The organism is Shewanella sp. ISS20, from assembly GCF_056522965.1.
The window spans coordinates 1-26,794 of the sequence record NZ_JAWRZK010000001.1 but is presented as its reverse complement, the minus strand read 5'-3'; the positions used below and the strand labels follow the sequence as shown (position 1 = coordinate 26,794).

General features: G+C 48.6%; 36 protein-coding genes. 33 read left to right on the top strand and 3 right to left on the bottom strand.

All coding sequences use genetic code 11. The features are described 5' to 3' along the window. The first annotated feature begins 50 nt into the window (after positions 1-50). The 6 genes from AC1HDP_RS00180 (at position 51) to AC1HDP_RS00155 (ending at position 3,845) form a co-directional block, all read left to right on the top strand. Entirely contained in the window at positions 51-311 is a 261-nt protein-coding gene (locus AC1HDP_RS00180) for a hypothetical protein (protein WP_479637179.1), read from the top strand. Between the two features lie 196 nt (positions 312-507). Beyond that, on the top strand, positions 508-849 hold the full coding sequence (locus AC1HDP_RS00175; RefSeq protein WP_479637178.1) for a hypothetical protein: 342 nt from the start codon (positions 508-510) through the stop codon (positions 847-849). Further along, positions 846-1,100 carry a hypothetical protein gene (locus AC1HDP_RS00170; RefSeq protein WP_479637177.1) on the top strand — a complete coding sequence of 85 codons (255 nt, stop codon included), beginning with the start codon at positions 846-848 and terminating at the stop codon, positions 1,098-1,100. Before AC1HDP_RS00175 ends, AC1HDP_RS00170 begins: the two co-directional genes overlap by 4 nt. Further along, positions 1,097-1,441, top strand: coding sequence for a hypothetical protein (locus AC1HDP_RS00165; protein ID WP_479637176.1), 345 nt, complete (start codon positions 1,097-1,099; stop codon positions 1,439-1,441). Before AC1HDP_RS00170 ends, AC1HDP_RS00165 begins: the two co-directional genes overlap by 4 nt. After that, entirely contained in the window at positions 1,438-1,917 is a 480-nt protein-coding gene (locus AC1HDP_RS00160) for a DUF7446 family protein (protein ID WP_479637175.1), read from the top strand. The genes AC1HDP_RS00165 and AC1HDP_RS00160 overlap by 4 nt, the downstream gene beginning before the upstream one ends. A 134-nt stretch (positions 1,918-2,051) precedes the next feature. After that, positions 2,052-3,845 (top strand): rolling circle replication-associated protein, encoded by a 1,794-nt coding sequence (locus AC1HDP_RS00155; RefSeq protein ID WP_479637174.1) that lies wholly within the window; start codon positions 2,052-2,054, stop codon positions 3,843-3,845. 60 nt (positions 3,846-3,905) lie between these two features. On the opposite strand, the gene AC1HDP_RS00150 is transcribed toward AC1HDP_RS00155, so the two are convergent. Next, entirely contained in the window at positions 3,906-4,379 is a 474-nt protein-coding gene (locus AC1HDP_RS00150) for a hypothetical protein (RefSeq protein WP_479637173.1), read from the bottom strand. Between the two features lie 175 nt (positions 4,380-4,554). On the opposite strand from AC1HDP_RS00150, the gene AC1HDP_RS00145 reads away from it, so the two are divergent. From AC1HDP_RS00145 to AC1HDP_RS00075, 15 genes are all read left to right on the top strand, one after another. After that, entirely contained in the window at positions 4,555-4,821 is a 267-nt protein-coding gene (locus tag AC1HDP_RS00145) for a PapB/FocB family fimbrial expression transcriptional regulator (protein ID WP_479637172.1), read from the top strand. Between the two features lie 271 nt (positions 4,822-5,092). Further along, a complete protein-coding gene (locus AC1HDP_RS00140; protein WP_479639787.1) occupies positions 5,093-5,332 on the top strand; it encodes an ogr/Delta-like zinc finger family protein in 240 nt (79 codons plus the stop codon). Positions 5,333-5,633: 301 nt separating this feature from the next. Next, complete coding sequence (locus AC1HDP_RS00135; RefSeq protein WP_479637171.1) at positions 5,634-6,893, top strand: DNA circularization N-terminal domain-containing protein; 1,260 nt, start codon at positions 5,634-5,636, stop codon at positions 6,891-6,893. Further along, on the top strand, positions 6,890-7,834 hold the full coding sequence (locus tag AC1HDP_RS00130; protein WP_479637170.1) for a hypothetical protein: 945 nt from the start codon (positions 6,890-6,892) through the stop codon (positions 7,832-7,834). Before AC1HDP_RS00135 ends, AC1HDP_RS00130 begins: the two co-directional genes overlap by 4 nt. Beyond that, the gene (locus AC1HDP_RS00125; protein WP_479637169.1) at positions 7,827-8,339 is read left to right on the top strand and encodes a phage baseplate assembly protein domain-containing protein; all 513 of its coding nucleotides are present in this window, start codon (positions 7,827-7,829) and stop codon (positions 8,337-8,339) included. The genes AC1HDP_RS00130 and AC1HDP_RS00125 overlap by 8 nt, the downstream gene beginning before the upstream one ends. Further along, the gene (locus AC1HDP_RS00120) at positions 8,339-8,536 is read left to right on the top strand and encodes a hypothetical protein (protein ID WP_479637168.1); all 198 of its coding nucleotides are present in this window, start codon (positions 8,339-8,341) and stop codon (positions 8,534-8,536) included. The genes AC1HDP_RS00125 and AC1HDP_RS00120 overlap by 1 nt, the downstream gene beginning before the upstream one ends. Next, positions 8,533-8,919 (top strand): phage GP46 family protein, encoded by a 387-nt coding sequence (locus AC1HDP_RS00115; RefSeq protein ID WP_479637167.1) that lies wholly within the window; start codon positions 8,533-8,535, stop codon positions 8,917-8,919. Before AC1HDP_RS00120 ends, AC1HDP_RS00115 begins: the two co-directional genes overlap by 4 nt. Continuing rightward, entirely contained in the window at positions 8,916-9,968 is a 1,053-nt protein-coding gene (locus AC1HDP_RS00110) for a baseplate J/gp47 family protein (RefSeq protein WP_479637166.1), read from the top strand. The genes AC1HDP_RS00115 and AC1HDP_RS00110 overlap by 4 nt, the downstream gene beginning before the upstream one ends. Then, positions 9,950-10,498, top strand: coding sequence for a hypothetical protein (locus tag AC1HDP_RS00105; protein WP_479637165.1), 549 nt, complete (start codon positions 9,950-9,952; stop codon positions 10,496-10,498). The genes AC1HDP_RS00110 and AC1HDP_RS00105 overlap by 19 nt, the downstream gene beginning before the upstream one ends. Further along, positions 10,495-12,324 (top strand): phage tail-collar fiber domain-containing protein, encoded by a 1,830-nt coding sequence (locus tag AC1HDP_RS00100; RefSeq protein WP_479637164.1) that lies wholly within the window; start codon positions 10,495-10,497, stop codon positions 12,322-12,324. The genes AC1HDP_RS00105 and AC1HDP_RS00100 overlap by 4 nt, the downstream gene beginning before the upstream one ends. 125 nt (positions 12,325-12,449) lie before the next feature. Next, on the top strand, positions 12,450-13,712 hold the full coding sequence (locus AC1HDP_RS00095) for a phage tail-collar fiber domain-containing protein (protein WP_479637163.1): 1,263 nt from the start codon (positions 12,450-12,452) through the stop codon (positions 13,710-13,712). 98 nt (positions 13,713-13,810) lie between these two features. Continuing rightward, positions 13,811-14,047, top strand: a complete 237-nt coding sequence (locus tag AC1HDP_RS00090) for a hypothetical protein (RefSeq protein WP_479637162.1) — start codon at positions 13,811-13,813, stop codon at positions 14,045-14,047. Next, entirely contained in the window at positions 14,044-14,436 is a 393-nt protein-coding gene (locus AC1HDP_RS00085; protein ID WP_479637161.1) for a M15 family metallopeptidase, read from the top strand. Before AC1HDP_RS00090 ends, AC1HDP_RS00085 begins: the two co-directional genes overlap by 4 nt. Further along, on the top strand, positions 14,433-14,648 hold the full coding sequence (locus AC1HDP_RS00080) for a hypothetical protein (RefSeq protein WP_479637160.1): 216 nt from the start codon (positions 14,433-14,435) through the stop codon (positions 14,646-14,648). Before AC1HDP_RS00085 ends, AC1HDP_RS00080 begins: the two co-directional genes overlap by 4 nt. Continuing rightward, entirely contained in the window at positions 14,638-15,057 is a 420-nt protein-coding gene (locus AC1HDP_RS00075; protein WP_479637159.1) for a hypothetical protein, read from the top strand. The genes AC1HDP_RS00080 and AC1HDP_RS00075 overlap by 11 nt, the downstream gene beginning before the upstream one ends. A gap of 180 nt (positions 15,058-15,237) precedes the next feature. On the opposite strand, the gene AC1HDP_RS00070 is transcribed toward AC1HDP_RS00075, so the two are convergent. Both AC1HDP_RS00070 and AC1HDP_RS00065 read right to left on the bottom strand, forming a co-directional pair. After that, complete coding sequence (locus AC1HDP_RS00070; RefSeq protein WP_479637158.1) at positions 15,238-16,197, bottom strand: phage portal protein; 960 nt, start codon at positions 16,195-16,197, stop codon at positions 15,238-15,240. A gap of 10 nt (positions 16,198-16,207) precedes the next feature. Beyond that, positions 16,208-17,956, bottom strand: coding sequence for a terminase large subunit domain-containing protein (locus tag AC1HDP_RS00065; protein ID WP_479637157.1), 1,749 nt, complete (start codon positions 17,954-17,956; stop codon positions 16,208-16,210). Positions 17,957-18,146: 190 nt separating this feature from the next. Between AC1HDP_RS00065 and AC1HDP_RS00060 the strand changes: the two genes are divergently transcribed. The 12 genes from AC1HDP_RS00060 to AC1HDP_RS00005 form a co-directional block, all read left to right on the top strand. Beyond that, positions 18,147-19,046 carry a GPO family capsid scaffolding protein gene (locus tag AC1HDP_RS00060; protein WP_479637156.1) on the top strand — a complete coding sequence of 300 codons (900 nt, stop codon included), beginning with the start codon at positions 18,147-18,149 and terminating at the stop codon, positions 19,044-19,046. A gap of 62 nt (positions 19,047-19,108) precedes the next feature. Then, complete coding sequence (locus AC1HDP_RS00055; protein ID WP_479637155.1) at positions 19,109-20,143, top strand: phage major capsid protein, P2 family; 1,035 nt, start codon at positions 19,109-19,111, stop codon at positions 20,141-20,143. 107 nt (positions 20,144-20,250) lie between these two features. After that, positions 20,251-20,709: a head completion/stabilization protein gene (locus AC1HDP_RS00050; RefSeq protein WP_479637154.1), complete on the top strand. Its 459-nt coding sequence runs from the start codon at positions 20,251-20,253 to the stop codon at positions 20,707-20,709. A gap of 2 nt (positions 20,710-20,711) precedes the next feature. After that, positions 20,712-21,185 carry a phage tail protein gene (locus tag AC1HDP_RS00045; RefSeq protein ID WP_479637153.1) on the top strand — a complete coding sequence of 158 codons (474 nt, stop codon included), beginning with the start codon at positions 20,712-20,714 and terminating at the stop codon, positions 21,183-21,185. Continuing rightward, positions 21,172-21,705 (top strand): phage virion morphogenesis family protein, encoded by a 534-nt coding sequence (locus AC1HDP_RS00040; RefSeq protein WP_479639786.1) that lies wholly within the window; start codon positions 21,172-21,174, stop codon positions 21,703-21,705. Before AC1HDP_RS00045 ends, AC1HDP_RS00040 begins: the two co-directional genes overlap by 14 nt. Next, positions 21,706-21,879: a DUF2635 domain-containing protein gene (locus AC1HDP_RS00035; RefSeq protein WP_479637152.1), complete on the top strand. Its 174-nt coding sequence runs from the start codon at positions 21,706-21,708 to the stop codon at positions 21,877-21,879. Between the two features lie 2 nt (positions 21,880-21,881). Further along, on the top strand, positions 21,882-23,054 hold the full coding sequence (locus tag AC1HDP_RS00030; protein WP_479637151.1) for a phage tail sheath subtilisin-like domain-containing protein: 1,173 nt from the start codon (positions 21,882-21,884) through the stop codon (positions 23,052-23,054). Between the two features lie 14 nt (positions 23,055-23,068). After that, complete coding sequence (locus AC1HDP_RS00025) at positions 23,069-23,434, top strand: phage tail tube protein (protein WP_479637150.1); 366 nt, start codon at positions 23,069-23,071, stop codon at positions 23,432-23,434. A gap of 9 nt (positions 23,435-23,443) precedes the next feature. Then, the gene (gpM, locus tag AC1HDP_RS00020; protein ID WP_479637149.1) at positions 23,444-24,244 is read left to right on the top strand and encodes a phage terminase small subunit; all 801 of its coding nucleotides are present in this window, start codon (positions 23,444-23,446) and stop codon (positions 24,242-24,244) included. Beyond that, positions 24,225-24,494 carry a phage tail assembly protein gene (locus tag AC1HDP_RS00015; protein WP_479637148.1) on the top strand — a complete coding sequence of 90 codons (270 nt, stop codon included), beginning with the start codon at positions 24,225-24,227 and terminating at the stop codon, positions 24,492-24,494. Before gpM ends, AC1HDP_RS00015 begins: the two co-directional genes overlap by 20 nt. A 44-nt stretch (positions 24,495-24,538) precedes the next feature. Beyond that, positions 24,539-24,640 carry a GpE family phage tail protein gene (locus AC1HDP_RS00010; protein ID WP_479637147.1) on the top strand — a complete coding sequence of 34 codons (102 nt, stop codon included), beginning with the start codon at positions 24,539-24,541 and terminating at the stop codon, positions 24,638-24,640. A 32-nt stretch (positions 24,641-24,672) separates the two neighbouring features. Next, positions 24,673-26,794 (top strand): hypothetical protein (locus AC1HDP_RS00005; protein WP_479637146.1); only part of this gene is annotated, 2,122 nt, incomplete at its 3' end.

The window sequence follows — 26,794 nt, the reverse complement described above, 5'->3', positions numbered from 1 at the left end:
ATTAAGTTGTATTGTGTTGGAACAAGTAAAACTTACAGAGGATACAGTAAATGAAAGCAAATACAGATAGTGGCGTAATGCCTGTGATTATTTTTCAGCCTGACGTGATGCCAATATCGTTAAAAGAATACGCAAGGCGTACAAATCAAAGCTTGCCCGCTGTTCGTACTCAAGCGCATGAAGGGCTTATTCCTACCTTACAGATGAAAAAAGGCTCCACGATTTACGTTAATCAATACCAAATGCTTATGGCATCTATGGAAGCCGCGGGGTGGGATGTTCGTGCTCCATCATCTCAATATTCACTATGAGTGTAGGTAGGTATCGAAAAATAAAGGGCACCACCATTGAGGTGCCCGACTGGGTACACGTCCCAGCATTAGATGAATTTAGCCCAGAAAAAAGAGAGCGCAGCAGAATTTTGATAAGGGCGTTACGCCAACGACATGGATTAGGGGACAAAACTAGCAAGCCAGAAACAAGAAAGCCATAACCGCGACAACGGTTATGGCTCATATCATCAATGAACTTAATGAGAAACATCAAATGATGAAACATAGCATAGCAGCAAGCATTATTAATACGCAAGCCCAGTCACCACAGTTCGATTTAACCAATCCTATTCATTTAAGCATTCGCAGATTGTTAGCAGATGTTTATGCCCGCCATGCCAGAGCGATTGAGCGCAAGCTGCCCTTAGATGCTGCTCAATACCGCGGCATGGGAAAAGGAATTGAGCGTGTTGCCATCCATGTTTTATGCGACCCCGCGCTTGGCTATTTGTGTGCGTCACTCAATTGCGCATTGAACGACCAGCTAACCATGCATCAATTCAAGGAGTTCGTATGAAACTTGCAGACGTAGAAAAGAGCGAAATCAATATCGCCTCTGTTTATGAGCTCAAATGCTTCATGTGTGACAAAACCTTATATATCGACTTTTTTGGTAGTGGCAGCGTTAGTGATGCCGCTAAAACCGCAGCATCCCAAGGATGGCATAGCTACGAAACGCCTTCTGAATGCTGTTCAATCGCCTGCCCTAGCTGCATCAAAGAAGTGCAAGAAGGCCTAGCAGAAACAACTGAGGAACCAACAAAATGAAAACTGCACACACTAAAAATCCAAACCATACCGACACGTTAATGCTTCAAGAAAAAATGAAGACCACTTGCACTTGTTTCGCCGACACACTAGCCAGAGCCAAAGAGCACTTTAAGGAAAATGTGGGCGAGGTCACTGAGTTTGATGCTAGCTGGCAGGGCTACTCCTACTTTCTTACTGGCGACTTTTGCCCAGTAAATCCAGAAATCGAACTGACTTATCGTGAACTCAAGGGTAACAGACAACCAAAAGCAAACCTTACAAAAAAACTAATCAAGGTCACCTGTGGCTTCTGCCCAATGTGCGGCCGCAAGCTGGCAAAAGACGGAAATCAATCATGAAACAACCAAGATTATATTTATCAGAGTTAACTGGATCAATTTACGTTGCTGAAACAAATGCCAGCGGCAAGGTTATTGGGGAAAAACATGATGTGGCATCTGATTTTTTAAAGGTGCTTGAACTTATGTATCCGGTATCAACAGTCGCAGCTATCTCGGCAGACGGAAAAGATAGGCTTCTTTTGGTCACAGCACTACCTGCAAGCGAAGTCATTATTGAAGGTGAAGTACTGACTGGTTCTGAATGGCAACACCAAAAATTAAGCCAAGAAGGTATAGAACATCTACGTAAATGCATTAGTAATGAGATTAGTGACTATTTAATGTCAATTGAACACGTTGGAGCACCAGAAACAATTAATGAGTTGTATCGAGGGCTTGTAAAGAGAACACATTTGATGTTCCAGCGTAGAGAATTAATTTCGTTAGATAAATGTGAAGCGACCACGCCCCATGTAGGGGTTCGGAATGCTTGATGCAACAAACCTCTTGAGATGCATCACTACTCAGCCTGTTGAATGTGATTAGAGGCTGAGTTCTGCTGTAAAAATCACGATCACATTCCCTTTATGGCTCGAAGTTTAACTACTGGCAGAATGAGAAAAGCAACTTGAACAAATCAAATATAAATTTAGTGCAAGTTCCTGAAACCTTGCCGCCCCTCCCCCAAAAGCCCGCTAACTCTGTCGGGCTTCTTTTTTGCTCGCCTATTTCCGCAAGACCAGATGAAGCGCAATTATTGTCGGCGTCAAAAATGACTGCCGAAGTTAGGCGACTATCTGCTAATTGGCGCTCAGGAAATTACACCGAATTTAGCCCCGCAGGGCGCCGCGAAGTGGCGAAAGGCAATAGGCTCGTCAAGGAGTGCAAAAGTCCGACAAAAAACTCTAAGGCCGCTGAAATCGCTCTTAAGCACCGCGCACTGAGTAGTTTTAGCGACTATCTGGCGGGTCGTGGCGTGGTTGCCCCAGAAATTGAGCCGCCTCATGTAGTGCGCCATGCTGCGCCTGATGAGATTCCGTTTGCGCCTGGTTTTCATGGCAATGGCGCAGTTTGTTTTGATACGGGTGAAATTCGTAGTCCGTTGCGCATTGGCGCGGGGCGTTCAGCTGTCCTTCGGGTTCTGCATCGTCAATGGTCTAATCAATGGCGCGTTAGGGTTGAGTGCTCGGCTAGTCCATCAACTCCGCCACCAACTCAAGCGGGCGAGCGCATTACCAAAGCGTTAACGCCTAAGGCGGTAAGTAAAATCATTGATTCGGGAGCATACATGGCGGTAGCTCGCGGTGGGTTTAAGTCATTTTTCACCTTCACATTCAACAAGGAAGCGCGGGAGCGTATCACCTTAGGTGAAATCACTATCGGCGGTGAAGTTAGTCGTTTTATGGATGCGGCCAACGCTATGCGTAAGCGTGGCTGGTCTTGCCGCAATAAAGTGTTGAAGGCTCAAAATGGCTTTGAGTGTATAGGCGCTAACGCCAAGGTTAATGGCTGCAAAGAACCGCTAGATTATATTTGGGTTTCCGAAAACCCCAAGAGTGCGAGTGGGGACGATAACCCCCACGTTCATGTGCTTTTTGCGTGGGAGGTTGAACCATATCTATTTTGTGATTGGGCGGCTCGAATTGAGAAAATGTGGGGGCATGGCACAGCGCACATTGAGCGCATTCGCAACCCAGAATCGGCAGGGAGTTACATCATTAAAGCCATTGGATACTTGACCAAAGGCGGCGATTACAAAAGCGCTGACCAAGGCGAAATCATTGGCAATCGTTACGGCATGTCTGCTGCTGTTCGTGCGCCAGCATGGGAGCTTATCGAGTCATTTCACGCTGAACATATGGCGTCAATTATTGGTGAAGTGAATAGCAAGCTTGAGGCAAGGGAGCGACCAACTAGGCGACTACTCAAAAAAGCCAATGAACAATTGGCAACGGCCAAGCGTGATTTTTCCGTTCTAAAAAATATTGACGCAGATAAGGCGCAGCGAGTTCGAAAGCGCATCAGGGATCTTGAGCAGAAAATAAAAACCAACGCGGAATTTATTAGTGAACGCAAGCGCAAAGTGTGGGCGCGTGATTTCCAGCTAACTGTTACGGGGAAAAATGAATTTTCTAAGTTTCTTAACTGGGCAGTTGGCGCTAGAAGCTGGTCAGCAAGATTACGCAATGGAGAGTTTTTGAATACCGAACCGGTCGTAAGAGCATTTAGCAGCGTTCGCCAGCGATTTGAAGATAATCAATATTGGTGGCGAGCCATTCTATCTAGCGAAATAAATCCAATCCTAGAGCAATGGAAGCTTTTGCTTTTCCAAATGGGTGAGGTACCTCCTGAACAATCAGAAAGAATGGATTTTAATGAGTATGAAAGCTGGTGCAGCCATGAAAATGTCGAGCAGACATAATTAATTCAGCCATAAAAAATTGCCAATAAGCTAAGGGCAATTGCTGATGGCTGAAAAAGTTTACTTAGGGATGTTATTGGTGACAGGTGAGTTTAATTCTTGAATAAGCTTAACTGCTTGTTTTATGAAATCAGTAAGATCAACACTGTCAGGTTCAGGAAGTTGTGGGAAGAAATTTTTTAAAGCTGGCACAGTTTCTAGTACATCAAATGAACTTCCGACATCATCGCTGTAAATGTTATAAGACAAATATTTAGCAACGGGCGGAAGCTGACTAATGAAATCTTGAACGTCAGCATCACTAACAAAATTACTATCCCCATATCCGGGATCAGGGGCGTATGCAGTTGCTATTGATGCGCAGAAATAGTCAATTCCATCTTCTTTGGCTTCTTCGCATAGAGATATTTGCAAGGTTTGAAAACAGATACGGTTATTAGCAAACATGAAGGAAATTCCAACCACCTGCTCATCAGAATCTAATAATTTCTGATAGTTTTTTTTGGCATATTCTATTGCTTCGTAGATGTTCATAATTTAAAACTCAATTAGTTAAATGTTGAATTAAAAGGAAATAGCGAGCAAAACAATACTATAGATGGAGGTAGTGGTAAATGGTGGTTGATGATGGCCAACTGCTTAATGACCCATACCGCTACCACGATATTGGAACTATTCCGCTAGATGAGTTGGTTGCAGAAATGAAAGCGTGGCCAAAAAACAGCAAGCTGTTGGAGCGAAATCAATGAAGGTACTCGTGCAAGGCTGTGAATCACCAGAGCAGTTTGAAATATTGCTGCAACTGACGGGGATCACCAGTGAAAATAAAAAAAATGCGCTGCGCGCTCATTTAGTCGAAGGGGTGCCAGCGGTCAGAGCTTACGCTCGCTTTCATGTTACCCAGCAGCATTTTAGTAAGGCGTTGATGCTGATGAACCGCAAAGCAGACTTAGCCATGAGGTACGCAAGCAAATAAATTTAACACTACTTAAATGGTGTTAAATTTTGCTTTTAATTGATGTCAAACCGACCATTTTAATCATTGTTTTTAGGGAGTTTATTCATCTGTTTTTTTGATGAAAAAGGCGATGAAAAACGCCTACAAACAATGATTCAACCCAGTGATTTTGTTATACTTTTTATGAATTAAGCTCGCTTGTTTTGGTTGGTTTTTTATTGTTTTTCTTGAGAGTTTAGCAATTGATTTATTGCATTAAACAAGGGGTTTTTCATTGGCAAGAAAGTCTATGGTCGAGTGTCCGCGATGTTTATCACAAGGGCGCATAGCGTCATCAAAGCGATTGGCCACCGGATTGCGCGAACTGTATTGCCAGTGTCTAAACCTGAATTGCGCAGAAGTGTTTGTTCTACATCTTTCTTTTTCGCACTACACGAAACGCACCGGCGCAAAACCTGACCCAGAGTTACAGCCAGAACTGTGCCAGGGCGAGGAGCAATTGGATATGTTTACTCAAAGTTCAGCATAATTTTTAGTGAGTAAATCGGTCAAAACAGGTGCCAAAAAATTAAGTCCGTGTAAATAACACCAAAAACGAACGATCGCGATCTAAGGCGATCATTATTTACTTACTTTTTCGCCAAATGTTTGTGAATTAAATCAAATGCTTACCGTGCAGTTCATAGCGTGGCTATGCAGTCGTGTATTTTTCGTTTTTTTAACGTGGACACTTTCGGTGTGGAGGGGAGGGAGAGCCGACGCAACGCATGCGCGCCTCCGTCACGCATAACTATGTGCGCTAGTGCATACCATTGGAGATTTATTGCTAAATGTGGGAACGAATATATGAACAGGGACGCTGGAACGGCTTAGCGCTGAACATCTTAAGCACCACGCTTGACGGTGGACAGCGCCTGCATATCAGTGAAATCCCGTATGCCGATCTACCTCTGATTAAAGTCATGGGTAGTGCGGCCAGCAATGTGTCACTTGAGGTGGTCATGGTGGGGGCTAACTCATTGGTTGATGCCAATGCGTTGCTTGCGTCTTTAGCCACTACCCCCAAGGGCGAGCTTGAGCACCCGTGGCTGGGTGAGTTGCCGCTGGTGTTTAAGACGCACTCATTAACCATCGACACTAAGCGCGGCGTGGTCACGCTATCTCTATCTTTCGTGATGGACGGCAAAGCCCCAGCGCTCAGCCCTGTGGTGGCTGGCCAAGTGGTGGATGTTGTAGCCCAAGCGGATGCGGTCATTGAGGTATCAACGGCGTCATTTATTGAGGAGATTTATGTCGCGAGTGTGGCGCAGATTAATGAAGTACGGGCGGAATTTACATCGCTTGTCACTCAGCTGCAGCGCGTATCAAATATGTTGGCCATTCCTAGTCAAATACTGTCTGAGTTAAGCACTGAGCTTAATAGTGCCTTGGTTGCCATTTCAAGCATTGCCAATGCGCCCGCGCAGTTCGCGGGGCAGCTAAGCCGTACCATCAAGCGCGTGGCCAAAGTAGTACGCAGTGAAGGCAGTTATGCCAGCACCATGTTAGCCGGTCGCGTTGGTGTTAGTGGTGGTGTCGCCAACATGTCACTGGTGAGTTCGGCCATTGATAACGCCCGCATTGCGCAAGCAGCCATGCTAAGCCTCGTTAATCCTGACAGTCCAAGCCATCATTTTAACGTGCAGCTAGTCGTTGCTGCTGCCTTGATGAATAAGGATATTGCCACCCTTGAGCAGCGAGACAGTTATTCCGTGGTGGCCTCAGGTGTGCAGCCCGTAGTGGTGTTCAATGACTTGCAACGCTTAGCCGTCCAGATAGATGCGCGCATTGTGGAAGCCACTGAAGTGTCTACCGTAGAAAGCTTGGCATTATTCAATGCCTTGGTGGTGCTCAGGGATGGTGTGGGTGCGCAAGTGGATAAGGTCAAGCTTGGCAGCGCACCAGTGCAACATGACACGCTCATGCGCGGAGTGCCTGCGCTAGCCTTGGCTCACAACCATCATGCATCCGATGCGCTTGTGGTGGCGCTTAACCCGTCACTGCACCCGTTGTTTTTATGCGGTGATGTAGCGATAGCGGTGGCCTCATGAGCACGTTAACCCTGATGGTAGCGGGTAAGCCGACAGTATTTATGAGCGCAGAGCTGACCTTTGACATAGAGCAGTTGGCGCACACCTTTAGTTGCACCATTGAGCCCATGGCTATCACCTCCCCTTTGCCGGTGGAGTTTTTGCTCAATCATGCGCGGGTATTCATTGGCACCATAGACACGGTAGGCACCAACACTGCCAGCAGTGAATACGCTATGCGCCTATCTGGGCGTTCGCTCAGTGCCAACATGATTGATTCAAAAATAACGATGGATGCACTGTATGACCAGTCGTTGCCCACGCTATTAGCGAGTGTGGCGAGTGACTTTGGTTTATCGGTGCAGTCATACGTTGACCCAAGCGCTCTTGAAGTGGTTGAGGAATTTCAAATTAATGCGGAATCGCCGGTTGATAACTTGGCGCAAATAGCCAAGGAGCAAGGCGTGGTGTTGGTTGAGCGCAATGGCGTGTTGGTGTTAGAGAACCCAGCTCACGCAGCGCTGGCAGGCATTCGCCTTGAGGTTGGCGTCAATATCGAATCACTGGCGATTGAGCGCAACTTTGCCAAGCAGTTTTATCACATTGAGGTGCAAGGCCAGTGGGATGATGCGCATGCGGTGGTGACTTACGCACCGGCGAATACTCAGCGCAAGCTGGTGATAGTGTCTGACCAATTACAAAGCGCCGATTCATGCCTGGCTCGCGCGAACTATGAACGCGACTCAGCCATTGCTCAAGGTGTCACCGTATCAACCACTATTCCTGGTCTATTCAGTGAGCTAACTGGCAACGCCATTAACCGCACCGTGAGCGTGGTTGATACGCGCCAAGGGTTCAATGAAATCATGCTGATTAAATCGGTGTCGCTATCGGTCAGTGATACCGATGCACAAACCTCGCTGTCACTGTTTAGACCCTTTGAGGAAAACACCGATGTTTAACCGATTAATGAGCCGCATTAAGAACGTATTCGCCATTGGTGACGTCACTGGTGTTGAAACCAAAGTATTGCAGATTAAGACTTCCACCGGTCGCGCCTCAGACCGCATAAAACGGCTACACAACTACGGCTTTATGAGTCGCCCCAATATCGGCGCCCGCGCGTACTTGTTGTTTTTGGGTGGCGTTCGCAGTCGCGGTGTGTCGTTTTGTGTTGAAGATGAAGAGCATGAAATGGAGTTACAGCCTGGCGAAGTCGCCATGCTTGATGACAAAGGCAATCTGGTGCACTTCACCAAGAATGGGATTGTTATCACCACTAATGAAAATGTCACGGTGAACGCCAAGAAGAATGTGGACGTCACCGCGGGCGGTGATGTTATTGCTCATGGCAAAAACATCAAGCTCAACGATGGAACGGGCGTTGTCACTTGCGAAAGCATTTGCCCGTTCACGGGGAGTCCTCATGTTGATGGCTCAAGCACAGTATTTGCGGGGAAAACCTAATGGCACTTAATCCACAGTCACTCAAAGGCAAAATAGTGACAGAAATGAAAAGCAAAGGCTTTGTTGTTGATGGCGAGTTTGCCCGCTCAGCAGCGCTTGCGGAGGCTATCGCCAACGCCGTGATTGAAGAAATCACCGCCAATGCGCTGGTGAATGTCACCAGTGGCAGCTCAGCAGGGAGTTATAAAGTGACATGAGTTATTTCACCTTACGCGCTATTAGTGCGCCTCTAGCTACCCTTGAGGGGTTAAAGCATGCCGTGCTGCAAAGTGTGCTCAATCATGGCAGCGCCACCGCCAATGACCAAGCCCGCATGGGCAACAACCAGCGCGGCGGTTGCTGGCATGATGCCTATGTGCCAGCGGTAGGTTCGCGCGACTGGACGCTTGAGCGCGAAAAGCTCACTGACCAAACCTTGAGCCGCGCCAAGCGGTTTTATGAAGACGCCCTGCAGTGGTTGGTGGATAAAGGTCACGTTGCCTCTTTTGAGGTTGAAGTGAAACGCCTATCACCAACTGCCATAAGTCGCACCGTCAAGATAACCACCAACACCGGCCTAACATTAGAGGTGCCTTTATGAGTACGCAGCGCAGCCTAGCCTCACTGATTGAGCGGGCTACATCGACCTTGATAGCCAAAACAGGGCAACGCAACCCTGCCATTGATGCGATTGCTTGCGCCATTGCTGGGGTGAGTTACGGCCAATACGGTTATCAAGACCAACTGTTTCGTGAGTTATTGCCAGAAACCGCCTCTGAGCCATGGTTATACCTTCATGCTAAGCGTCATGATGTTGAGCGGTTGCTGCCAAGTTTTGCGCAAGGCTCGGTACGCCTTGAGCAGTTAAGCGGCGCGGTACCCATCCCTAAAGGCACTGTGATAGTGAGTAAGGTAGGTCATCAATATGTCACCACGAAGGCGCAGCTCAGTGATACTGATATTGAAGTGGTATCCCTTGTTGCCGGCAACGCCTGCAATCTTGATGCGGGCGCCGTTCTTAGCCTATCAAAAGCCATTAGTGGCATTAACCCGAATAACATTATCAGTCTAGGCATTGATGGTGGCGCTGACATTGAAGATGTGGAGCATTGGCGCGAGCGTATTTGTACTGTCTTTAACATGGGCGTATTGGTTGGACGGCGCAGTGATTATGAAGCGTGGGCGCGCTCTGCGCATGCTGATGTGGATTATGCCTGGGCGCTGGATAACACCCCAGAGCGTGGCATGGTTCAGGTTTATATTGGTACTAGGCAAAACGACCCGTCACTGCCATCTGCCGTCATTGATACGGTCAAGGCATACATTGAAGATGTGCGCCTTGCGGGCTGTCACCCCAATGTGATGCTACCAACCAAAAAGCCAATCGATATTGAAATCCAAAATGTTCAAGATGAAAGCATCAGGCTCAATATCACTAAAGCCATTGAAGAGCTGTTTATGCGCAAAATGGGGCAACGTGACCATAGTGTCGTGCCGCCGGTGCCTGTGTCCTTGTCCCCTACTGAAATCGTCATCGCGATTGCACCTATCACCAGCAACTACTTGGTTAAGCGACCAACGGAAGAGTTGTTCCTCACTGACAGTGAAATCCACACGTTAGGAGAAATCACATGGACACCGCTGACTTAATCATTGAACGCAGTGACGAGGACTTTGCTCACGCACTGCGTCAATTGTTGCCCCAAGGCCAGTATTGGCAAGACCCCACCAATAGTGAGCTAAATAACTTAATTGCTGGCATGGGGGCTGACTTTAAGGTGACGCATGATGAAGTGCAGCTAGCACTACTGACTGAGTTTGATACCGAGCTGTTTGGGTGGCGCCTTAAGGACTATCAGCGCTTGATGGCTGAGCACGGTGTAAACGGCCTTGTCAGTGACAGCTCCGATACACCGAACTTAATTACTGTGATGGTTGATGCCAGTAAGGACTACAACCCGATGGTGAGTGCCTTTAATCAAGAGCGCCTGCCTCACACTGTATTTCAGTGGCAGTTTGATATTACTGCCTCTAAGCCGCCAATGAGTGCTTATGTGGGCGCTTATCATACAGTGGTGCATGAAATAACCATTGGCGACAAACCGCTTAATGTGTACGGCTCATTATTTACTGCGCCGTACTTAACAACCGTTGAACATATAGAAGTGAGATTGAAATGACAAAAATAGCGAGTGATAGCGAACAATTCGCTATTGTCACCAACATAGGAAAAACCAAGCTTAACCAGCTTGCCGCAGGACAGCGCCTTGTGATTACCGCCTTGGCACTAGGTGATGGTAATGGCACTTCCGTCATACCCAACGCAGACGGCAAAAGCCTCACTCATGAGATTGGCCGCGAAGCCATCACTGATCAGTCAAGCGACTATCTGGCCGCTGGCGTGTTTATGTCATCGGCCATGTCTGCTAAGTATCAAGGTCAGTGGCTGCGTGAGGTGGGGCTTATTGATAGTGAGGGCGATTTAATTGTATGGGGCGCACTCGCCTCCACCTTAGTATCGGCATTATCAGAGCGAACGATTATGGTGCATTTACCGCTGTCTGATGTGGATCATATTACTGTAGTCGTGGATACCGCTAAAAAGTTCGCATCTATTGATGATGTATCTCAGGCAATGATTCAGCATGCTAAAAAGGACAATCCGCATGAGCAATACACTACTCATGGTGAACTGAATGCAGCCATTAAGTCAGTTGAAAGCAAGATTCCTCACGCAGCCACTCATGATGAAGTTGCGCAAGGCGTCAATGACAAAAACTTTGTCACTCCGGAAACACTGAATAAAAAGGGACTGATTCAACAGCTACAGGACTATGCCACTCAGGCCGCGGACAAGGTCAAAGAAGATATTTATGGCGGCGTACCCGCCGTAACACTTGATACTATTAAAGAAGTGGCTGATGCGCTATCTCAAACAGGTGATGCAACCAAATCCATCCTCGCCAAGCTTGGCTCGCTCACCGCTACCGCGGATGACAATAAAAATGCGATCAATAACCATCAAGAGAGTCGTGCCGCTCACACACCTGAGCAAGTGGGTGCCGCACCAGTGGTTCACGGTCACACACCTGAGGAAGTAGGTGCCGCACCAGTGGTTCACGGTCACACACCTGAGGAAGTAGGTGCCGCACCAGCAGCTCACACTCACGCTCCTGAGCAAGTAGGTGCCGCACCAGTGGCTCACGGTCACGCTCCTGAGCAAGTGGGTGCCGCACCAGTGGTTCACGGTCACACACCTGAGCAAGTAGGTGCCGCACCAGTGGTTCACGGTCACACACCTGAGCAAGTGGGTGCTGCGCCAGCAGTTCACACTCACGCTCCTGCGCAAGTGGGTGCTGCACCAGCAGTTCACGGTCACACACCTGAGCAAGTAGGTGCCGCACCAGCAGCTCACACTCACGCTCCTGCGCAAGTGGGTGCCGCACCAGCAGCTCACACTCACGCTCCTGAGCAAGTAGGTGCCGCACCAGCAGCACACACTCACACGCCTGCGCAAGTGGGCGCTGCGCCAGCAGTTCACGGCCATACACCCGAGCAAGTAGGTGCCGCACCAGCAGCTCACACTCACGCTCCTGCGCAAGTGGGTGCCGCGCCAGCAGCGCATTCTCATGATTGGGCATCTATTGGTCAAAAACCGGCATTCTTAACGGCTGCAGATAAAATGATGACCAGAAGGTGGCGCAAAACTTTGTATGAGGAATATACAGGCAGCTCGCACACTAGCTATGACAGTGGTGAAGTCAACAACGATAGTGGTTGCGAAATGATGGTATCTATTATTGCCTGGGCAAGTAACCACACCCCAAGAGCGTCAATCAACGTAAGCACGGGTAGCGGCAGCGAATACTGCAAAATTGCTAGCGATATAATTCAAGGCACAACAGCTATGGCTACCTGTGTGGCAACAATACCCGCTAATACGACTTACAGAATTAAAGTAGTAAGTCGCATCACTGAAATATCAACGCTGAAATATTGGGGGTAGTATTGATTTATCTACAAACCCTATATGCCCCCCAATATCTAAGCGCTCGTACAAGCCTTATCATCAAGAACACTGAGCAATTTAAATCAATGATGAGCGCTCTGCGAACATCAATAGGAGCGTAAATGAATTTGTATTACACCATCATGACCTTGCGCGGTCAGCAAAAGCTTGAAGAATATTACCATGCCGATAAAACGCTAAAGCTTACCCACATGGGCTTTGGTGGTATTAATGGCGACCCCGCAAATTATATTGCTCCAGATGTAAATGCGACTGAGATTGCCCATGAGTGGGCGCGCATTGAACTTGAGCGTGCATCCACCGAAGGGTTTATTGGCGGTGGTGTTACCATTAACAATGATAATCCTGACCACAAAGGCCACTGGATATGCAACGTGGGTATTTATGATGAAGATGGGGAGCTGATATTAATCAGTGCTTACCGCCCGACACTCATAGACCCAAGTCGTTCGGTTATCGCGGCCTATATCATCAATATTCAAACGGCATTATCAAACGCAGCCAATGTTGTGGTGGTGACCGATACGTCATTGACCCACCCCACGCATGATGAACTGAATGCGGCCATTGCGTCCGTTGACAGCAAAATCCCTCTGGCAGCCACTCATGATGAAGTGACGCAAAGCGTTAATGACAAGAAGTTTGTGACGCCGGCCACCTTGAATAAAAAGGGGCTTATTCAGCAACTGCAAGACTTCGCCACCCAGACCGCAAACAAGGTCAAAGAAGATATTTATGGCGGCGTACCCGCCGCAACGCTTGATACTATCAAAGAAGTGGCTGATGCATTAACGCAAACCGGTGACGCCGTTAAATCCATCTTCACTAAGCTTGGCTCGCTCACCACGGCGGTGGATAGCAATAAAAACGCGATTAATAACCATCAAGCCAGTCATGCCGCGCACACGCCTGCGCAAGTGGGCGCTGCGCCAGCGGTTCACGGTCATACACCCGAGCAAGTGGGAGCTGCGCCCGTATCCCACTCCCACAACTGGAACAGTGTCACTGACAAACCCAGCTTCTTAAGTGCTGCCGATAAAATGATGACTAGAAGGTGGCGCAAAACTTTGTATGAGGAATATACAGGCAGCTCGCACACTAGCTATGACAGTGGTGAAGTCAACAACGATAGTGGTTGCGAAATGATGCTATCTATTATTGCCTGGGCAAGTAACAACACCCCAAGAGCGTCAATCACCGTAAGCACGGGTAGCGGCAGCGAATACTGCAAAATTGCTAGCGATATAATTCAAGGCACAACAGCTATGGCTACCTGTGTGGCAACAATACCCGCTAATACGACTTACAGAATTAAAGTAGTAAGTCGCATCACTGAAATATCAACGCTGAAATATTGGGGATAGCATTGATTCTTCTACAAATGCTATGTAGAAAGCCCCATCATTTTTAAGTGCTCGCGCAAGCCTTATTATCAATCTCAAATGACCTATTTGAGATTGATATGCCCGAAAAAGATATTGCTCGCATTGATGCCACCATGAAACACCTGGTGGCATTGACGCAAGAGCAAAACATCATCATGCGCCAAATGCTTGAGTCACTCACCGAAACCCGCACCAAGCAGGATGACCTCACCAAGCGCGTAGTAAATTTAGAGTCTGATAAAACATGGATGGTGAGACTTGTTATTGGCTCGCTCATTGCGGGCGCTTTTGGCGTTGCTAAGGCGCTCTTATGAATCGTTTTAGCCGCACTAGCGCTTCACGATTGCCGACCTGTCACCCAGACTTGCAAGCTGTCATGGAACAAGCCTTACAAGTGTGTGATTGCACGATTTTATGCGGTTATCGCAACGAGTCAGAGCAAAACGCATTATTCAGTGAAGGCAAAAGCCAATTGCACTATCCCAAAGGCAGGCACAACGCTTCACCTAGCCTTGCCGTTGATGTTGCGCCTTACCCGATTGACTGGCATGACCGCGAGCGCTTTAGTTATTTCGCCGGTGTCGTTATCGGCATTGGCGCTTCTATGGGGATTGCTATTCGCTGGGGCGGTGATTGGGATGGCGACTTTGACCTCAAAGACAACAACTTTGATGACCTGGTGCATTTTGAGTTGCGCTTATGAGTCCAGAGCAATTTAATCAATGGCGCATATGGCCACGTTTAATGAGCGTGTTTGTTGGTTGGATGTGGGTTGAGGTGAATACGTATTTTTTCTCTATCCCGATTAATGTACATAGCGAATTTGCGCTAGTGCAGTACGCTGCTATTACTGGCGTGTTTATTGGTTTTTGTAAGTTCTACATGGACACAGGGCGCGTGCATCATGCCGATTAAGTGGGTCATTGTGGCCACAGCGCTAGTATCTATATTGCTGGCTGCGCTGTTTGGGGCATATCACACCGGTTACGCTAGCGGCGCCAGCGCGGTATTGCACCAAGCGCAGCAAAGCACCATTAGCCAAACAGATAAGGCCATTAGCCTGGCTAATCAGCAGACCAAAAAACAGAGCGTGATTGTTCATCAATTGATGAACAATCAAACGGACTTTTTAGCCAGTGTGGATAAGGTCATTGCCGCAGAACACCTTGAACTAGCGCAGCCGCAGGCCACACCTGCGCCCTTAACTCAACCCGTAGATAGAGTGACTTATGATAAACAGCAAACTCTTGTTTGTGTGCATGGCATTGACGCTGACGAGCTGCGCAAGCTACAACATATCACCCAAGCCGCTAACGCCTATTGAACGCCACATTGATAGCGCACTATCAGCGCCTTGCCCACCACTGCCAATCCCTGACAGCACAGCAAAAGATGCGCACTTTCAGTGGAAAACCGCTGTCATTATCTTGTACCAGGAATGCCGCGCTAAACATCGAGCCTTGCTACAGGCGCTTAAGCCTTAATGCTCGCATTAGCCGGCACGTCATTTCAGGGGCTCTAGCCCCTCATAGCCTTTAATCGTGACAACCTCAGCCCCCACGAAATCATTTAATTCAATCACAGACTCCAACAGCGGCACCAGTTCGTTCTTATAGAAAATCCTGTCCACCTTGTTTAAGTCCCCATTACTGCTAAAGCCTTCTCGCACTATGCTCATTAGATCCAGTGGTATGCGGTGACTGGCTAACACGTCTGCCGTGGTGGTGTTCTTAATGGCCTGAAAGGCATCTTTCGCTTCCACTTGCCCAATGGGAGTCAGTTCAGGCTTTTTGCTGTCTTTACCTTTTCCGTTCACAAACAGATTTTTAAAGGCATCTTGTGTCGACAGTTTGTGCTTAATTTCTTTTTCTTGATCATCGCTGAGATTGGCGTCATTCATATACAGCAAATAACCTGCATGCGAGCCGTTGCGGTAATACTTGCGGCGAAATAAGGTCGCATCTTCATTTAGCCAGATAGAGCTTAAGGCACCTATGTATTGCGGTAATCCATACAGCTCTTGCGTTACGTCATATTCACTTAAATGGAAGACTTGCTCAGGGCGGTAATGCACTTGCCCCTCGTCACTATATTCCTTGGGTTTATATGTGTATTCGTCCACTTTGGCTTTTCTGCGCATATACAGCGCCGGTAAGTGCTTAATCGCCACCACTTGCTGCAAGCCGTTGCGCACTATCTGCAAATAGCCATTACCAAAGGTTAGGTAATCCGTCATAAAGCGCCTAAAGTCGCGCTTTTTAAGTACAGTGGATAGTGCCACCGCACTGCAAGCCATGTTGCCTTTAACATACAGCGCTGAGCCATGCATGGGGTTAGCCCGCACGGCCTTCGCCAGTGTGTCCAGTGGGATGGGCGGCGCATACAGCCCATCAATCAGCGCCACTTCCATGTAACTTAAAATATCGGCGACCATGACGCTTTCAGGGGTATCAAAAGTGATCAATGCTAGTTCCTCACAAAAACGCGATTGTTGTTTCGTTGTCGTTCATTATGTCGATGGGTTCCCAGTGCAATACGTGCATGGCTGCCCAGGCTAAATCGGCATGCGAGCCTTTTTTGGTGCGCGCTGACACCATGGTGATTTGATTGCTGGCCTTAGTGGTGTGTTGGCGGATCATCAAAAATGAATGCACCACATCATCCCAGCTATCATCAAATTGCAGGCGCCCTGCGTTAATAATTTCACGCGCCTTGTACGCCATCATGCGTTTTACATCGGGGCTATAATCCACTTCTTTAAGGCTGGGGTAGAATTTGCGCACGAGTTCAGCCACTGCCGAGCCCACGCCGCCAGTGTCCATTTCTAAATGCACCACGTTGTATTTTCTGGTGACCGCTTCAATGGCCTTGGCTTGTTCTTCATAGCTTGAGCCTTTGAGCCTGACGCGCTCTAAAAATCGAAATACGCCGCCTTTTTTGGTAGGCTTTAAGGCAATAATAAGCCCCGCATCATCCGCGCCTTCCCCTTGGCCACCGCCTCTTGGGTCATAACCCACCAACACTTCCGCATCCCCTGCGGGGCGCGGCGATTCAAAATCAACGTCTTTCCACTTGGCAGAATCAGTCTTACAGGCCAGCAGTTTATTGATACTAAAAAAGGATTCGGAATCATCCAGGAACACGCAGCGCAGCAAGTTATCAAAAATACTTTTGATGGGGTATTTGCGGCGCAGCTTGTCCATGTTGAAAAAGGTGGCGCCGCCCTTAATGGCATCATCCACCGTGATGACTTGCCGAAAAATACCATCCGCGCCTAAGCTGCCTTTTTTCAGGGCTTTATGGCTAATATCAATGCCAAGCGCTTTTGGTCCTGTCCATTTCGGGTAGGCCTCATGCGCGGTAGATGATGGCGTAGACAGGTAGGTGGTTCTGAACTTGGCTTGAATTGACATGCCGCCTGCATAATCATCCAGGCGCTGAAAGCTTGGGATCCAAAACACTTCGTCATAATACATGTGGCCGTTAAAGCCCTGACTGGTGTAGATGTTGGTTGACATGAAATGCAGCTCTGCGCCATTGCTGAGCGTGATACTGTCTTTGCCCTTAAGTTCCACCCCACCAATCTCAAGCGCGAACTTGCGAATGTAGTTTTTAAAAATTTCAGCTTGCTTGCGTGACGCCGAGATAAACACTTGGTTATCACCGTTCACCACCGCATCTTCAAACGCTTCAAATGAAAAGTAGTCACTCAAGCCAATTTGCCGCGACTTTAAATAAAAGCGCGTTTCATTGATGCTGTCATCCTGCTTTTGGGCGTGAATGGCTTTTTGGTAAGCAAAGTATTTCTTGTCGTAATACTCACGCAGCATTTCAGGGGTAATGCCTGAAATATCATTTTTAGTCTTGTTGGTTGGTCTGCCAATTGTCGCGCCACTGCGACCTTCACCTTGCTGGGTGTGGCGTTTTTTACGTTGCGCCGCTTCATCCTGCTTGTGCTTTTGCTCGAGCAGCATTTCAAGCTCTCGCATTTGCTCCGCATGCTTTCTATCAATCCACAGCAAATACGCAATGCGCTGGCGCAGCATTAATTCAACGGGTGAATCATCGCGCATCTTTTTCCACGCGAATTTAGAGATCCATTGCTGAACAGTGCGCGCATTCACACTGAGCTCAGTCGCAATTTCTTTGGTGTCGTATTGACGTAAATACAACCCCAGCGCCTGAGTTTGCGCGTGGGTGTAAATCGGTGTTTCAGTCTGCATACCGTCCTTTCATTCATCCTTTGGGCGCCAGCCATTAGCGCGCTCGCGCCTTCAATGCTTTTAGTGTGCGACAGAAAGCGAAATCACTCAGTAATCCTTGTTTCTACAAAGGCTTATATAGAATGCGCGCCGCTGTAAAAGGTAGGGGTGAGTGGGTAAATTGAGATAACGACAATCAGAGGGAATACACATGTTTCAATCAGAGCCGGTTTGTATCTTGACGGCAGGCCCAACTATTGACGGTCGCTATATTGAGCAGAAAGCTATTGATGATATGGCAGAGCTGTACGACCCCAAGAAATACAACGCCCGCATTAATGCTGAGCATTCTTTTTGGAGTGAGAAGTACGGTTCAGTGCTGAGCCTTGAGGCGCGAGGCAGCGAACTGTGGGCTGTCCTTAAGCCCAACTCCAAGATGTTGGCGTCGATAGAACGCGATCAACTTTTGCATACCTCCTGCGAAATTGAGCCGAATTACTGCAATACGGGCAAAAGCTATTTAACTGGCTTAGCACTGACGGATGAACCTGCATCACTGGGGACTACCCAAATACACCTATCTTCCAAGAGCGTGGGTGACGATGGCAAAGCCTTTTTATCTTCTGGCGCCACAATGGGCGGTCATGGCGAATTGGCAACAACGCACAAGCCTGCGACACCGCATAAGCCGGCAACCAACACGCCTGCGCTGGACGGTGAAGATAAAAGCCTATTTAAGCGGCTGGTAACTTTCCTGACTAGCCACCCTGATTTTACTGAGTCAGATGCTCATGAATCAAATAACCAAGAGGATGAATCCGTGGATAAAGAACTTAAAGAATTACTCTCAAAAAACAACGAACAGAACGCCGCAATCCAAACGAGCCTGAACGCGTTAACTGGCGCCATTACTAAGCTGTCCGCAGGCGCGACCACCACTGATGATGGTGATACGCCGCCAGAAGGTGAAACCACCGCCCTTGAAAAGCTCACCGCTCAAGTCGAAACGTTAAGCGCTGAATCGGCGGAAATGAAAACATTGCTCAGCAAAATCAATGATGGCGGTGACCGTACCCTTGCGGGCGGTGGTGAGGATGCAGATTGGCTATAAGCCACACCCAGCACTAAGCGCACAACTCATTCATTAGTTTATATTTTTCAGAGCGAAATATTATGCAAGAAGCAACCAAAATTCAGCTAGCCAAGTACGTGCAGACTGTGGCCAAGCAACATGGCGTGGCGGATGCCACCGAAAAATTCAGCGTCACCCCTGCTGCCACGCAGCACATTGTGGCGAAACTGCGCGAAAGTAACTGGTTTTTAAGCCGCATCAACATTGTTCCAGTGAACAACCAAAAAGGCGAAGCCTTGGGGCTGGGAGTATCAGGCATGATTGCCGGTCGCACCAATACCAAAGAGGGCGCCATTCGCAAAACTAAAAGCGTGTTTGATTTAACGCCTATGCCGTATTTATGCGAGCAAGTGAACTTTGATACTCACATTCGCTATAGCCAGTTGGATGCGTTCGCTCACCTGCCAAACTTTGCGCCCCTGATTGCTGCGCAAACCCGTGACCAGATTGCGGCCAACCAAATCACGATTGGCTTTTACGGTAAGGAGTGCGCCGCTGACACCAACGCCACTACCCACCCCAATGGTGAAGACGTGTGCAAAGGCTGGTTCCAAGCCATTCGTGAGCACAACCCAGGCGCCATGATGACCGAAGGCGCAACAACGGGTGAAATTCGCATTGGTGAAGGGGGTGATTACCTCAACCTTGACTTGGCCGTCATGAACGTTAAGGGATTACTGAGTGATGCTTGCGCTAACTCGCCAGACTTAGTGGCCATTATTGGTACGGATTTGCTGGCGTATGAAAAAGCCAAGTTCTATGCGGCGCAAGGCAACACACCTAGCGAAAAAGCCAAGATTGAAGACTTACAGGTCATTGGTACTTACGGCGGCTTACCTGCGGTCACAGTGCCAGGTTTCCCTGCCAGTGGCATTTTGGTCACTAGCTATAAGAACTTATCCATTTACATTCAAAACGGCTCAGTGCGCCGCGCTGTGGGCAAGAAAAACGATGAGCGCGACCAAGTAGAAAACTTTGAGTCCATGAACATGGCCTATGTGATTGAAGAGCTGGGCAAAGCCGCTGCCGTTGAATTTGATAACGTAAAACTCTTGATTGATGGCGCGTGGGTATAACCCGCCGCTAAACCGACTCCACCCCGTGTAGGCTCTCGATTGCGCTATCAAGAAAATGCGTTTCTTGTGACACGCTGCCGTTGAGCCTGCATTCCAAAGGATTATTTATGTCTCGTATGGCGTTTGTGGGTGATAAGAATGAAGTCTTTGATGGCCGCTTACCCGCGACCAATAGCTATCCCACCCTCAGTGTGGCTGAGTTTCAAGGGCTATTTCACTTCTTAAGCAATGAAACCGAAAACGGCATGTTGCACCGCCTAGGTTTAGCGCGCATCACAGTGCATCAAGAGTTAGCCGCCGCCATTGCCAAACATGATTCACTGGATGCGTTATCACTGCACTGGTTTGGCGATTCTGCCGCTGGGATAGCGCTGTACAAGCAAGCGGTATTTTCACTGGCCGCGCACAACGTCATTGGCAACAAACTCAGCACAGACGCGACCGCCGAAGCCGCCGACAGGCAAGAGGCACTGCAGAGCAAAGCCGAACATTGTCTGGTGCAATATCGCCAAGCCGTGGACTTATTGCTTAACGGCAAGCCCATGTACACCTTTGAGGTTGTCTAACCATGAAAGCACTGCAAAGCCTGACTGAATTGTTTACCCAGTCCATTGTTGACCCTAAGAACCTTGAAGTGTGGGCGGAGGACGGAAGCCTAGAGTGCGCTCAAGGGCTCACCATTGATGGCTTTGATATTAGTTACCTGGTGCACGTGAACATGACTGATGTGAACGTGCAGCCACACATTTTGATGATGCACTTAGTGAACTGGCTTAATCAGTTTGATGTTGACCGCTCAAGCAAGGGGCTAGAGTCGCCATCATTTGCCACGCAGCGACTGGATAACGGCAATTTTGACCTGTACTTAAAAATCCCAATGCGCGAAGCCTATTCCCTCAGTGAGAACCCTGCGGGCATTTGGCAGCAAGGCAGCACCCGCTTTGAATGTATGAGTGACTTTGCGCTAGCGGCCATTGAGTCAGAGCTGCCGCCCCTTGAGTTTGTTGGCGTGATTGGGGGGCTGTGTGATGGAGCTTTATAGCCCCAAGCCATTAACTGACATGCTGGAAGGTGCTGCGCTTTCGCCCACTCAAAAAATAGCACTTAACCGCATGCTGGCCAACCATCCTCGCAAGTTCTTTCGTGGTCAAATTCGCCAGCAGCGAGATATAGATGGCGCGCCCTATCAGCCGCGCTCAACCAAGCTACGAACGCGCAACCGTTTAGCGCAAAAAGAAGCGATTAACACCAACAGTTCACGAAACATGTTGGCGGGATTAAGTCGCTCATTAAGAACCCAAGCAGATGCTGTGGGGTTTGAAGTTGGCCTGACAGGCATTGCCGCCAAGATTGGCCGCGAGCACAACGACGGCGCCACCTTGTCATTTGCCACTCGCGTAAAAGGTTTTTATGACACCCGCACCAATAAGTGGGGCGGCGGTCGCCTACAAAAACGAAATTACCGCATGGCCAAGCGAACCTTTATCGGTTGGACGCCAACCCTTGAGCGTGAACTCATGAGCATGATGCGCGCTGAATTACTTAAGAATGTGGAGGATTAAATGTCTGTATTCAACATTAAACCGACCAGTAAAACCTTACTGGTACGCGACCCAATCACCCGCGCACCATTGGCGCAAAAAGGGGAAACCAAACCGCGCAGCAGTTATTGGTTGCGCCGCATCATGGATGGCTCTGTGGTCATGATGAATGATAAGAACAAGCAAGGGGAATAACCGTGAGTATTAGCTTTAGTGAAGTACCCAGCAATGCCCGTGTACCAGGTGTGTACATTGAAATTGATAACAGCTTAGCCAATAGCGCCGAGCAGCAGCAATCCATACTGGTGATTGGCAACGCGCTACCCGCTGGCTCAACGAAACCCAATAACGCTGAACAAACAGCGCCCACTACACCGGCTAATAAAGTCGTCTTGTGCATGAATGAAGACACCGCCATTGAGCAATTTGGCGCAGGCTCTGACATTGCCAAAATGATGCGCTACTTAGATAAGCAGCAAGTCACGCTGCCGATTTACGCCATTAGCGTGGCGGGTGATGACATTGCGATGGCATTGGCCGCGCTAGGTGACACGCAATATCACCATATTATTTGCGCGCTCAACGATGACACTACTATTCGTGATTTAGGTGAATTTTTAGAGGCGCGTTATAGCGCATTAGAAATGATCCCCGGCATTGCCTATATCCCCAAAAAAGGAAGCCATGCTGAGCTTGTCACCTTTGGCAATAAATCCAATTGCCCTTTAATCAACATCTTGTCGATTAATGCGCTGTGCGACTCAAATAACGTCCTACTTGCCGATAGCGAAGCTGTGGCAGCGTGGGCAGGCCAAATTGCGAAATCACTGGCAAATGACCCGTGTCGCCCACTGCAAACCTTGGGGCTTAATGGCGTGTACTCAATGGCGGCCAGTGAGTTTGATTGGACTGAGCGCAACCTGCTACTGCATGAAGGCATGAGCACGTACACCGTGACCGCGACCGGCGCGGTGCAAGTGGAGCGCGCTGTTACTGCCTACACCGAAAATGCCGCTGGCGTGAGTGATGACAGTTACCTCGATGTTATGACACCAGCAACGGCCATGTACTTTCGTGAAAAGCAGCGTTCATTGATTTTAAGCCGCTACGGTCGCCACAAATTGGCCGCTGATGGCACGAGCTTTGCGCAAGGGCAAGCCATTGCCACCCCAACCATGGTCAAGGGTGAATTGCTGGCGCTGTACCGCACCTTAGAGTATGCGGGCATAGTGCAGGATTTTGACGGCTACAAAAAGAGCCTCATTGTCACACTCGATAAGAACAACAAAACTCGCCTCAACTATCAAGACAGCCCGCAGTTCGTCAACGGTCTGATTATTGTTGCTGGCAAAATTCAATTTCGTAAATAGCAACGGAGTAAGCAATGAGCACAAAAATAACTAGCCGTGGCTTTTTAGATGCAGGCTCCCTTGGGCGCCTACCTACCAAAGACGGCGGCACCTTGTCTTTTGGCGGTGTTACCCGCGAGCCTGTTTATGGTGATGCTGGAGTGCTGGGGCATTCTGAATCGTTCAGCACTGCGCCAAGCATTAAAGTGACCATAGTCCATGCTGCAAGCACTGATGAAACCGCTATTGCTAACTTTGTAGGGGAAAACCTCACCCTTAACTTAAACAGCGGCAAAAGTTACACCCTAATGAATGCCTGGGTAAGTAACCCGCTAGAGCTGGCGGTTAAAGACGGCCAGCTTGAAGTTACGTTTATCGGTACCGAACTCATTCCACAATAAGGGATAGCCATGCAGACGTTACTTAAAAAACGCCAGGCACGAGCTGCCGTGAAAGCTGCGTTAGTTGCTGCGGCTAATGCAACACCAGCGGCAGCGCCTTTTGCCTTAGGTGAAACCACCGAAGAAAGCGCACCGCAAGGCAGTGAAGTGAGCACAGGAAAAAGCGCAAGCAACACAGCAACCAATCTGCCTATCCATAACCCACTGAAAGGTAAGTCATGGAGTGATATTCAGTACATGCTGGAGGTTGACTTAGAGCTGGTGCGCACACTGGCAGGCTTTGATGAAAAAAACGCCTTTAGAGCGGAGCTGATTAAGAAGTACCAAGCCACCGCGCAAGAGCTATTAGCGACCAAAAAGAGCTTTGAAGGACTGGATTTATTGTGGTGGTACTTCTTGTGGCAAGTGGACTGCGGCCAACTTGAGCAAGTGCATGATGACTTTAAGGCCGCGGTCGAGCGTGGACTTAGCACCCCGAGGCGCTGGAACACCAACGGCCAAACCGCCTTTTGTGACATCGTGTTTAAACATGCTCATGCGGCGCGCATTGAAAAGCGCAAATTTAACCGCATTAACTTAGTGCAATTGGTGGCGGATATTTCTCATGGCAAGTTTGCCATTAATTCGGCGCTGAAAGTGAAAATGTACCGCCTTGTGGGGGATTTGATGCTGGAAGATGGCCGAAAGCAAGAAGCGCTAATCCTATTTAAAGCCGTGATGACCATCGACCCTAATCGCGGCGGGCGTAAAACCCTGGTGCAAGAGCTAACTGAAGAACTTGGTGACATTGATGACTCAAAAAACAGTTAACGTAACCCTAGCCAAGCCGTTTGAGAAGGCGGGCGCCATGATTGACACGATTGAGCTGCGTAAACCGTGCGCTGGCGACTTGCGCGGCCTAACCTTGGTCGATGTTGTGCAAATGGACTTTGCGGCCTGTGGCACCCTGTTAACGCGCATTAGCTGCCTGAATGAGCGCGACTTGCTTAACCTTGATGTTGAGAACTTAACGCCACTACTGTTGCAGATTGCCAGTTTTTTCGTCAACACGAACAAATAGCGCATCAACTCAATCATGTAGAGGACTTTTATGCCGACCTTGCGGTGGTATTTCACTGGCCACCCAGTGAGATTGATAAACTAAGTTTCGATGATTTGATTTTGTTTCGTGAAATGGCGCGAGTTCGCCACCAAAGGGAGGGCTAACGCTCTCCCTTTTTTTATAAGGAATAATTACCATGAAAATGAACCTCTCAGTAGTCATGGGGTTGATTGATAAAGTTAGCGCCCCACTCAAAGCTATATCTAGCGAATCCAATCACCACACAAGAAAAATCAAAGAGATGCAGCAAGCGCAATCAGATACCGGCGCCGCGCTGCACATGATTGACTCGCACCGGCTAATCAATAAAGAAATGGAGAAAAACACCTTAAGCCTGAATGAAGCCAAGGACAAGTTAGCCGAACTGCAAGCCAAAGAAGATGCCAGCGCCAAGAAAAAACAGGCGCTCAATGATGCTATCACTGAGCAAACCGAGCAATTAGCCAGGCAAACAGAACAGCTCGCCAAACTCAAGGCTGGGACTGAAAACTCCACCGCCGCTAGCAGTAAGCTTAACGCCAAAATTATCGCCCAATCAAAAGCACTTGAAGCGCTAAAGGCTAATGCTGCTGCCGCCAACAAGCCTAATCACGCCCTCACTATGGCGATATTTAGACAAACTGAGCGAGTCGATAAGCTTACCCAAGCCAGTGATGACCACGCGCTACGACTTAAGCAAAACAGCAAGGGCATGAAAAAAGCAGGCATTGATGCCAGCCAGCTTGATAGTGAATATGCGCGATTAACAGAGCGCTTTGATAAACACGGTAAAGCGGTGGATAAAGTCAGTAAGCGTTATGACACGCTAAAAAAGTACGGCGCGCCCCTCAAAAAGATGAATAACGCCATCAAGCTGCCCTCAATGGAAGCCGTCAAAGGCGCCGCGGCCATTGGCGTAGGAGCGCTGGCATCAGTTGCGGCTTATGGCGCCATCATTAACGACACCGCTAACCAGGTAAAGCAGTTATCCCTTGCCGCTAAAGATGTTTCTATGCCCGTAGAACAACTGCAAGCCCTGCGCCTACAGGCACAAATGGCAGGGGCAGAAGTTGATGACATGGACGCCGCCATTAAAGAAATGAGCTTGCGCTGGGGTGAAATGAAAAGCCTAGGCTCTGGCGCCATGAATGACTATTTCAAAGACACTGGCAACAGGCAGGCTTATAACGACCTTAAGAATGCAAAAGACGTCATGGCCGCTTACGAGGTCATCGTTCGTGAAATTGCCAGAGAAACTGATGTGGCTAAGCAAAACTTTATGGCGGACGAGTTCTTTGGTGGTGACAGTGAGAAAATGCTGTCAGTGCTTAAAGGCGGTGTTGATGGCCTGAACAAAGCCAAGCAAGAGCTGCGCGACACAGGCGGTCCTATTGATGAAAGCTCAATCACTGCCGCCGGTGATTTTAGTGCGGGGCTTAAAAAGCTACTGCGCATCATGGACTCGCTCAAGGTCAGCGCGCTAACCCCAGTAATGAAAGAGCTATCAGTGGTATTTAGCGACCTAGCTGAAAACATGAAAAACATGGACTGGCGCAACGATGCCATAGTGCAGCTTAGGGAAACCGTAAGCAGCGTGTTTACCGTGTTTAAATCCCTGGGCGGCGGCATTCTCTTTTTAAGTGAAAACTTCAAAGAAATTATCGCCACCATTGCGCTGGTAAAACTGGGATTTGTCGCACTGAATGTCGCTATGTACGCCAACCCTATCGGCTTAATCGTGACCGGTATTGCGGCAGCAGTTGTTGCCGTGACATACCTTATTGATAAGTTCGTGGGACTGGGCTACATCATGGACTCAGTAAAAAACCTTTTTAACTGGGGAAGTGATGCAGACGAACCTATCAATCAAATAAATGAGATATCCAGCAAAATGGATGAACTCAACGGCAAACGCGCAAAACTGGATATAACCACCAATGAAGCCATTAACACCAAGAGCACTCACCTATTTGAACGCGCCGGCACAGACCCGACACTAAGCCAGCTACAAGACCTGCAAGCTATGGCGCAGCAACTAGAGATTAGAAATCCGAACACGAAAGACACCGCAGCCAACCACAAAAGCAGCGATGGCAATCCAGAACTGGCCAAACTTAGCCCAATGAAACCTATTGCCCCACTGATGAACTATGCGGTGCAAAGCCAATCTGAAGTGGCGCTGACCATTAAATCAGACAAGCCCGTGGTCGTGGATAAAGTGAAAAGCGACAAAGGCACCAGCCTCAATGTAGATGTTGGCAGCATGGCAATGAGTTATT